Below are 8,181 nucleotides of genomic sequence, written 5' to 3'. Positions count from 1 at the left end.
CGGTTCGGTGACGCTTAAACTGCCGTTAGTGACCACTTGTAGGTCATCACCAATATTGATCACTAGGTTGCTATTGGTGGAATGGTCGTTATCACTGTCGACAGCATAGACTGGAATGCTGACCGCAAGGGTGTCTTGTCCTTGAGTCGCGTGATCCACTTCTTGATGTAATGTGACGCTGTACTCACCAAGATTGTTTTGGTCGAGGTTAATCGTCAGTACTTCGGTTTTGCTACCATCACCGGCAGTGATATAACCGCGATAAACGCCCGCTGATACTTCTTCAAGCACCACATCCTTACCACCTGATGTCAGCGTTGAGGAATCATTAAACGCCTTAACATCAATGCCCATCGCGACGACTTTGTCACTGCCTGTGGTAAAGTCAATCGTACCCGTCGCTGTGATATCAGTGTCACCAACACCAGAGCCATCGCTCAGGCCAGCTTCAAATACGTCTACTGATGTAATGCTGTCGATGACTGGATTTTTGCCGTCTGCAATCGCAAGACCCACGGTGCTGGTCAGCGTGTCGCCGTCTTTATCGGTGACGGTAACAACGATGGTGTGAGTAATCGTATCGCTGGTTTTGTGATTAAGATTGCTGTTTGCAATAAATGATAACTGACCATCTGCGGTGATCTTGACCGTACCGTCAGTAACGGCATATTCGGTTTTGCCCTCTTCGAGCGTGTACTCTTTACCATCAAAGGTAAACGACGTTACTTGGCCATTATCCGCCCCGGCCTCAGTAATCACATCAATTTCATTGCTGGTTTCAGTGGCGCCAAAATCTGGTTCTGTGACAGTCAAACTACCGTCGACAACGACCTGAACATCGTCGCCAACGTTAATCACTAGTTGAGAGCGTTGTGACTGGTCGTTATCTGCATCAATCGCGAATACGGGTAGCGGAATAGCGATCGAATCCATGCCCTGCTGCCCCTGATCAAGTTCATCCAGAAGCTCTACTTTGTAATCCGCGCTAAATGAAGTGTCACTGTTGGTCACATCACCGATAGTGATCTTAAGTACATCAACTCGCACACCTTCAAGTAAGATATAACCTGAATAAACACCCGGCTGGCCATCAACGGCTTCCAGAATAATAGTTTGACCTTGCGAGGTGATCGCTGAATCCTGCTGCGCCGCATTAAATGCATCAACATCAATCTGCAGTTCAGTTACCTTGTCGCTCCCTAAGGCACCATTAAGCGTCCCTTCAAATTCCGTATTCGTTGCCCCAACACCCGATCCATCATTCAGACCCGCTTCAAAAACATTGGCGCTATCAATCGCAGTAAATTCAGCATTGGCACCATCCCCGATGGTGACCTGAGCATCAATTGGCGTTCGAATCGAGTTGCCGCCACTATCTTTACCTTCAATTTCGAAAGACACGACAATCTGATCATTATCGAAAGCAACCTGACCGCCAGCAACAGAAGGAACATGGTCAATTGGCTGAGAAATCGTGGTGGTAAGTTCAAGAACAACGTCTTTACCAAGATTGCTGGTATCGATATCAATGCGGAGTACTTCTTCGCCACCTAAAACGCCAACAATCGCATTTTCACTGGCGTTGTAGCTGAACGTAACGGGCTGCCCATTAGAAGTGATATCGCTATTCAACTCACTTAAAAGAGATGCTAGCGAAATAGCGTTGGGAATAAACGAAGTGGGATCAAGCGGTAAGTCGCCAGCCAAAATCGTAGCTGAGCTTGTGATCGTTTGTGGGTAAGTACCTTGAGATAAAGATCCTTCAACCAAAGATTCGCTTACGCTTTCCCCGCCAGCAGCAAAGACTAATGGTCTATCCTCTTCATCGGTTTCATCAAGGTTATTGGACGCAAAAGCAGAGGTTTCGAAGAAGGTGCTTGCTAGCACTTCTGCACCATTATAATCAATGGTCACAAAACCTGCGTTTGCAGAACCTGCTCCGCCGCCAGCGGCAGTCGCTTCAAGTAATTCTGTAGGGTCCGCGCCGGCTAAAATAGCTTCTTGAATGGCGGCTAGTTCCGCTTCATCGAACGCACCGTCACCAAGGTTAGCCAGCTCAAAATTGACTTCGCCGGCAATAGGAACCGCCCCCCATTCACCCACATCGGGCTCAATAGCGATGGCATTTGAATCGAGATGATATGCGGCCGTTGGCGACTCCATCACAATAGTCGACTGATTCGCCGTAATCACTATCTCATTTTTTGCAACCGTGTCACCGACTTCGGCTTTACGTGCTTTCCCATCCGGAGAAACAATAACTACATCACCAGAAATTTCTTTAATCACAGCAGCTTGGCGCAAAACATCCACGTCCATAAACGGTTCCTCACTACATCTCCCTCATGAAATATCAAGGGGATGGAAACACTTGGTATCATTTTATTTATCGGATTAAAATAGCAAAAATCGCAGCTTATTCCAGCGATTATTTGAGTCATTTATAAACAGTAATATTGCTAATTATAACGTATTGCACATTATTTAGGCTGTCGGGGCGATTGATAGTAATTTTTCATGCAAATAATTGATAAAAGTTTCAAAAATGAGAATACATGCTCCCATTTACCAACATGCGTCCCAATAAGAATGACTCACTAATGTCCTCCTCTAGTAAAAGATAATGTGACCACTCTCGGAATTTAGGGCGTAGATGATGGGAATGATGTTGGCCACAACTTGCTAGGTTAGAGTATTTAGCCACCAATACGATGACCTCAAGGATGTAACGTGAAACGCCCATTTGTGCCCAACACTATTATGCTTGCTGTACTGTGCAGTTTTCCTGTATTCGCCAGCCCTACGCTTACGTTGTCGACCACGACAACCAGTCGAGATGTCCCACTTTCGGCTTCTGAACCGGTCGTTTTATCTTTAAACAAGGAGAGCTACCAGCTCACGATTTCCGGCATAGAAGGAACATGCAAAGCGCCAGAGAATCAAAAAGTGAAATTTCGTCGCCCACTGTCTCTAAGCTGCGGAAAGGACACCATTCTTCCCCTAAATATTCGTTTTAGTGGCGACTATGCCTTTAGCTTAGATCCTGAACTCAATACCTTGACTGTCGCTCGACAGGCGACAAAAAGTGACAAAACATTTAATCGACCGATCCCTGATGTTCAGTGCCGTCAGTATTCCGGAAAAGAGGTCACCATTAACCTTGGTGACACGTTTGCAGAAGGTACCCAGCTAAGAGATGCATTAAGCGGGAAAATGGTGACAGTATCCAGCAACACCGTCACTCTAAAACCCGCTAAGAGCAGTGGCGGTTTAGTCCTCTTAGAGCCTGTCGTGTCTCCCGAGAACACACCTCAATTTAGCTACCACAATGCCAATATCTACTTTGTTATGGTCGACCGCTTTAACAATGGCGACACCGACAATGATCACAGCTACCAACGTCAAAAAGACCAACAACAAGAAGTGGGCACTTTCCATGGTGGTGACCTCAAGGGGGTAATTAGCAAGCTAGACTACATCAAGAGCTTAGGTACAGACGCTATTTGGCTGTCGCCAATTGTTGAACAAGTGCATGGTTTTGTCGGTGGCGGAGAGAGCGGTAGTTTTCCCTTCTATGCTTACCATGGCTACTGGACTCGCGACTTCACCAAAATAGATCAAAACTTCGGCAGTGAAGAGGATCTGCGCACTCTGGTTTCTGAAGCACATAAACGCGGCATCAAGGTTCTTCTGGATGCGGTCGTCAACCACTCAGGTTACGCCACTCTGGCAGACATGCAGTTCGACAACTTGCAGGTTACCCGCAGCGATGCACTACCAGATAGTTGGGCAGAGTGGAAACCGCAACCCGAGCAAAATTGGCACAGCTACAACAATCATATCGATTATCAAAGCGATCAGTGGATTAATTGGTGGGGCCCTGATTGGATACGAGCAGGGCTGCCTGGTTACTCTCAACCCGGAAGTAGCGACACCACAATGAATCTAGCGGGTTTACCCGATTTTCGCACCGAGTCTTCCAAGTTTGTTCGCCCGCCTCAGTGGTTGCTCAACAATCCTGATACACGTGTGGTGAATAGAGACAACTACACCGTCTCTGACTACTTGGTAGAGTGGCAATCTGACTGGGTGAAGCGCTTTGGAATCGATGGCTTTCGGGTCGACACGGTCAAACACGTAGAGGGTGACGTATGGCTCAAGCTCAAACAAGCTGCGAGTGACGGTTTATCCACATGGAGAGAACAGAATGGCCAGCAAGGTCTGCCATTTTGGATGATGGGCGAAGTATGGGGTCATTCGGCCTATCGCTCACCTTATGCTGACCAAGGCTTTGATGCTTTGATTAACTTCGATATGCAGAAAAAACTTGATAAAGGTGCAGCATGTTTCTCTCAAATGCAGGAGGTTTACCAAAACTACGCAGACTCGATTCAGTCAACGCCAGACTTCACCCCTGTAAGTTATATGTCTTCTCACGATACCGAGCTGTTCTTTAACCGCTTCAAATCGTTCGACATGCAGCGCAATGCGGCCAATGCTCTCCTGCTAAGCCCAGGAGCGGTACAGATCTATTATGGTGATGAAGTGGGCCGTGAGCTTGGGCCTTATGCGGATGATTTTCATCAAGGCACTCGCTCTGACATGGTGTGGAAATTGGATAGTGAAAGAAAACAACTGCTTTCTCACTGGCAGAGTCTCGGTCAGTTCCGTCAAAAACATCCTGCCATTGGCGCGGGCAAACACCTACAAATTATGAATGACAACGCTTACGTATTTTCAAGAACCTTAGGTGAAGATAAGGTGATTGTAGCCTATATGGGCCGATAGTCATTAGAGCTAAAGCCAGACGTTGGCGGGCAACGATTAGCCAACAAACAAAAAAAGCTCCCTCGGGAGCTTTTTCTCTCTATACAGTGATGGCTACTTGCTGTTACGGCGCTCTGCGACCGCATCCGCCAATTGACGAAGCACTTTTTCAGTATCTTCCCAACCAATACAAGCATCGGTAATAGACTGGCCGTAGGTTAACTCTTCACCTTCCACCAAATCTTGACGACCTTCAACCAGATGCGACTCGATCATGACGCCAAAGATCGCCTCTTCACCACCAGCAATCTGGTTAGCGACATCTTCTGCCACGACCATCTGACGCTGGTACTGCTTAGAGCTGTTTGCGTGACTGAAATCAATCATCACTTTTTGAGGCAGGCCAGACTGCGCTAGCTCTTGCTTAATTGCGCTCACGTGTTCAGCACTGTAGTTCGGTTCTTTACCACCACGAAGGATGATATGACAATCAGGGTTGCCTGCTGTTTCAATGATCGCTGAATGACCATACTTAGTTACAGATAGGAAGTGGTGTGATGCACTTGCTGAACGAATCGCATCAGAAGCGATCTTAATGTTACCGTCTGTACCATTTTTAAAGCCTACCGGACATGAGATACCCGAAGCCAACTCACGGTGAACTTGAGACTCAGTGGTACGTGCCCCAATCGCACCCCAACTGATTAAGTCAGCCACGTATTGCGGTGAAATCATATCAAGGAACTCACTCGCCGTAGGCATGCCCATATCCGTAAGATCAAGCAGTAGCTTACGACCCATACGCAGACCATCATTGATTTTAAAGGTATCATTTAGGTACGGATCGTTAATCAGGCCTTTCCAGCCAACGGTTGTACGTGGTTTTTCAAAGTAAACACGCATCACCACTTCTAGACGATCTCCCAGTTCATCACGAAGAACTTTGAGTCGTTTGCCATATTCGATTGCTGCGTCAGGATCGTGAATTGAACATGGACCGATAATAACCAGCAGGCGATCATCTTCGCCTTTTAGAATATTCGAGATGGCTTCACGCGAGCGAAACGTGGTCGAAGAAGCTGATTCAGTCGCTGGAAACTTCTCTAAAACCGCAACTGGCGGTAATAACTCTTTTACTTTATTAATTCGTACATCATCTGTCTGAAACATTGCTTACTTCTTCCTATTTCTCTTGGTTGAACGCTACACCAAAATTGGGCGGTGAAAAAACGTTCAGCTTTTCTTGTTCCTGTTCCCTGTAACTTATCTATCAAAAACCAAGGTTGCAACCACTATTTTAAATAAAAGGCAATATTTTTGTCATTTTTACATTTTACACAGAGTGTAAATTAATTTTTACGACAATAATAAAGGTTGAGGTAGAGGGTGCGAGAGCAGATGAACAATAGGAGTTAGAAGCGAAACACTGAACTCACCAAGTGAGTCCAGCGTTCCAATGACACACGTTAGCCAACCCAGTAATGATCGAGCAGAAGCACCAAAAACAGGAGCATTAAATGATAAATGGAAAACTTAAATGTCTCGATTGCCGATTTTTCGTGTGGATTGAATTTCAACTTCCATGCATGACCGATGAAGCCGAGACTCAGTATGGTTGAACCTATCCAATAAAGACTGCCGCTCATTCCCACCAAAGCGGGTAATAAACAGACTATCGCTAGCAATATCGTATAGAGAAGAATCGAGGTTTTGGTATATTCCACGCCATGCGTCACCGGCAACATTGGAATATCTGCTTTGGCATAGTCCTCTTTACGGTGAATCGCCAGAGCCCAGAAATGTGGTGGCGTCCAGATAAAGATGATCATCACTAGTAACCAACCATTGGCATGCATTTCTCCTGTGACCGCTGCCCATCCCAGCAACGGAGGCATAGCACCAGCAATGCCAGCGATGACAATATTTTGCGGCGTCGCTCGCTTGAGATACATGGTGTACACCACTGCATAACCCAAAAGGCTAGCAAACGTTAGCCCGGCCGTTAAACCATTGACGCCCCAGTATAGGATAACGAAACCAACCAGCCCAATCACCATAGCAAAACTGAATACGTGATGTGATTTCATCTGACCCGATGGTAATGGTCTTTTGTAGGTACGAGCCATAACCGCATCAATTCGCTGATCAATAAGATGATTGAATGCTGCCGCCGAACCTGCCATCAAACCAATACCCAATAGGCCAAGTATACTTTCTTTAATCGGTAACGCTCCCGGGACGGCAAGACACATACCAACTAGAGCAGTTAGCAGCATCAACGCGACCACTTTCGGTTTAGTTAAAGTGAGGTAGTTTCGCCATTGTGCTCTGCTCGCAATATAACTAGCAGAAATAGATTTACTCATGAGCATTCTCCTTACGGTACAGGCGTGCACTAGGTGAAGTGAGCGATTCAGATTGCCAAAGCAGATAGTTAGTCCGTAATACAATGATCAGCAACATTGCCGCACCAAGGTTATGTGCGACGGCAACCACGAGAGGTAAGCTCAGCACAACGTTGCCAATTCCTAGTGCAATTTGCACCACTAACATAATCAATAATGAGATGGAGACCTTACGAAAATCGGTTACTTGGGTTGCCCATAAGCGATAGGCCAGAGCCGTAACCATTAAGGTAACCAACAGAGCGCCAAAGCGATGGGTGACATGAATCGTCATTCGAGCACCATAATCCAGCGTTCCGAATTCATAACTTTCTTGTTTAGGCTGAATCAACTCAAATGCTCGCGGGAAGTCGAGATAAGCGACCCAATCTCCCTGACAAATCGGCAATGTGGTACACATCAACGCAGCATAGTTAGACGATGTCCAGCCACCCAGAGCAATCTGACCGATGACCACCAGCAAGGTCGCACCGGCTAAGAGTCTCAAGCCGTTGTCGTTACTCGCCTGAGAGGGTAAGCGATTCCGATCGTTAGCCTGAAGTTTCCAGTGAGTAATGGCCAACAAGCTAAACAACGTAAATCCGCCAAGCAGATGGCCCATCACCACAATCGGCATCAGTTTCATTGTGACAGTCCACATACCCAGTAGGGCCTGAAATATCACCACGACGGATATCGACGAAGCGAGCAGATACGGTAGCTGACGACTCTTCATTGCGATAACGCTAATGGTAAATACAACTAGCCCTAGTGTGCCCGCGAAGTAGCGATGGATCATTTCAAGCCAGGCTTTATCCGCTTCAACAGTCAGTGAGGGGTAGAGTGACTGTGCAAGGGCGATTTCATGTTGTTCGTTGGGCACGGTCAGATGTCCATAACAACCGGGCCAGTCGGGGCAGCCCAGTCCCGCGTCAGCAAGACGTGTATACGCACCTAGCATGACGACAATAAAGGTCAGGATTAAGCTGAATCTAACTAAGTGTATTAACTTCATATCCGCACTCCTTGC

The 8,181-nt window shown here is 46.7% G+C and carries 5 protein-coding genes; 1 reads left to right on the top strand and 4 read right to left on the bottom strand.

Annotated elements, in window-relative coordinates; all coding sequences use genetic code 11:
- Nucleotides 1-2,319, bottom strand: a 2,319-nt coding sequence (locus tag ACQEXR_RS08650) for a retention module-containing protein (protein ID WP_427020136.1), incomplete at its 3' end; no start/stop codon positions are given.
- 441 nt (nt 2,320-2,760) lie between these two features.
- Here ACQEXR_RS08650 and ACQEXR_RS08645 point away from each other — a divergent pair.
- The gene (locus ACQEXR_RS08645; RefSeq protein WP_426952193.1) at nt 2,761-4,788 is read left to right on the top strand and encodes an alpha-amylase; all 2,028 of its coding nucleotides are present in this window, start codon (nt 2,761-2,763) and stop codon (nt 4,786-4,788) included.
- Nucleotides 4,789-4,881: 93 nt separating this feature from the next.
- On the opposite strand, the gene aroG is transcribed toward ACQEXR_RS08645, so the two are convergent.
- The 3 genes from aroG to ACQEXR_RS08630 form a co-directional block, all read right to left on the bottom strand.
- Nucleotides 4,882-5,937, bottom strand: coding sequence for a 3-deoxy-7-phosphoheptulonate synthase AroG (gene aroG / locus ACQEXR_RS08640; protein ID WP_331416847.1), 1,056 nt, complete (start codon nt 5,935-5,937; stop codon nt 4,882-4,884).
- Between the two features lie 296 nt (nt 5,938-6,233).
- A complete protein-coding gene (gene cyoE / locus ACQEXR_RS08635) occupies nt 6,234-7,133 on the bottom strand; it encodes a heme o synthase (RefSeq protein WP_331416846.1) in 900 nt (299 codons plus the stop codon).
- A complete protein-coding gene (locus tag ACQEXR_RS08630; RefSeq protein WP_427020135.1) occupies nt 7,126-8,166 on the bottom strand; it encodes a COX15/CtaA family protein in 1,041 nt (346 codons plus the stop codon). The genes cyoE and ACQEXR_RS08630 overlap by 8 nt, the downstream gene beginning before the upstream one ends.
- Nucleotides 8,167-8,181: the final 15 nt, after the last annotated feature.

It is taken from the genome of Vibrio sp. TRT 2004 (genome assembly GCF_050113735.1).
Lineage (GTDB): Bacteria > Pseudomonadota > Gammaproteobacteria > Enterobacterales > Vibrionaceae > Vibrio.
This window is presented reverse-complemented; position numbering and strand designations above follow the sequence as displayed.

Excerpts from the sequence above, each read along its gene's own strand:
- ACQEXR_RS08645 (WP_426952193.1), top strand. The coding sequence starts at position 2,761 with ATGCTTGCTGTACTGTGCAGTTTTCCTGTATTCGCCAGCCCTACGCTT.
- aroG (WP_331416847.1), bottom strand. The coding sequence starts at position 5,937 with ATGTTTCAGACAGATGATGTACGAATTAATAAAGTAAAAGAGTTATTA.
- cyoE (WP_331416846.1), bottom strand. The coding sequence starts at position 7,133 with ATGAGTAAATCTATTTCTGCTAGTTATATTGCGAGCAGAGCACAATGG.
- ACQEXR_RS08630 (WP_427020135.1), bottom strand. The coding sequence starts at position 8,166 with ATGAAGTTAATACACTTAGTTAGATTCAGCTTAATCCTGACCTTTATT.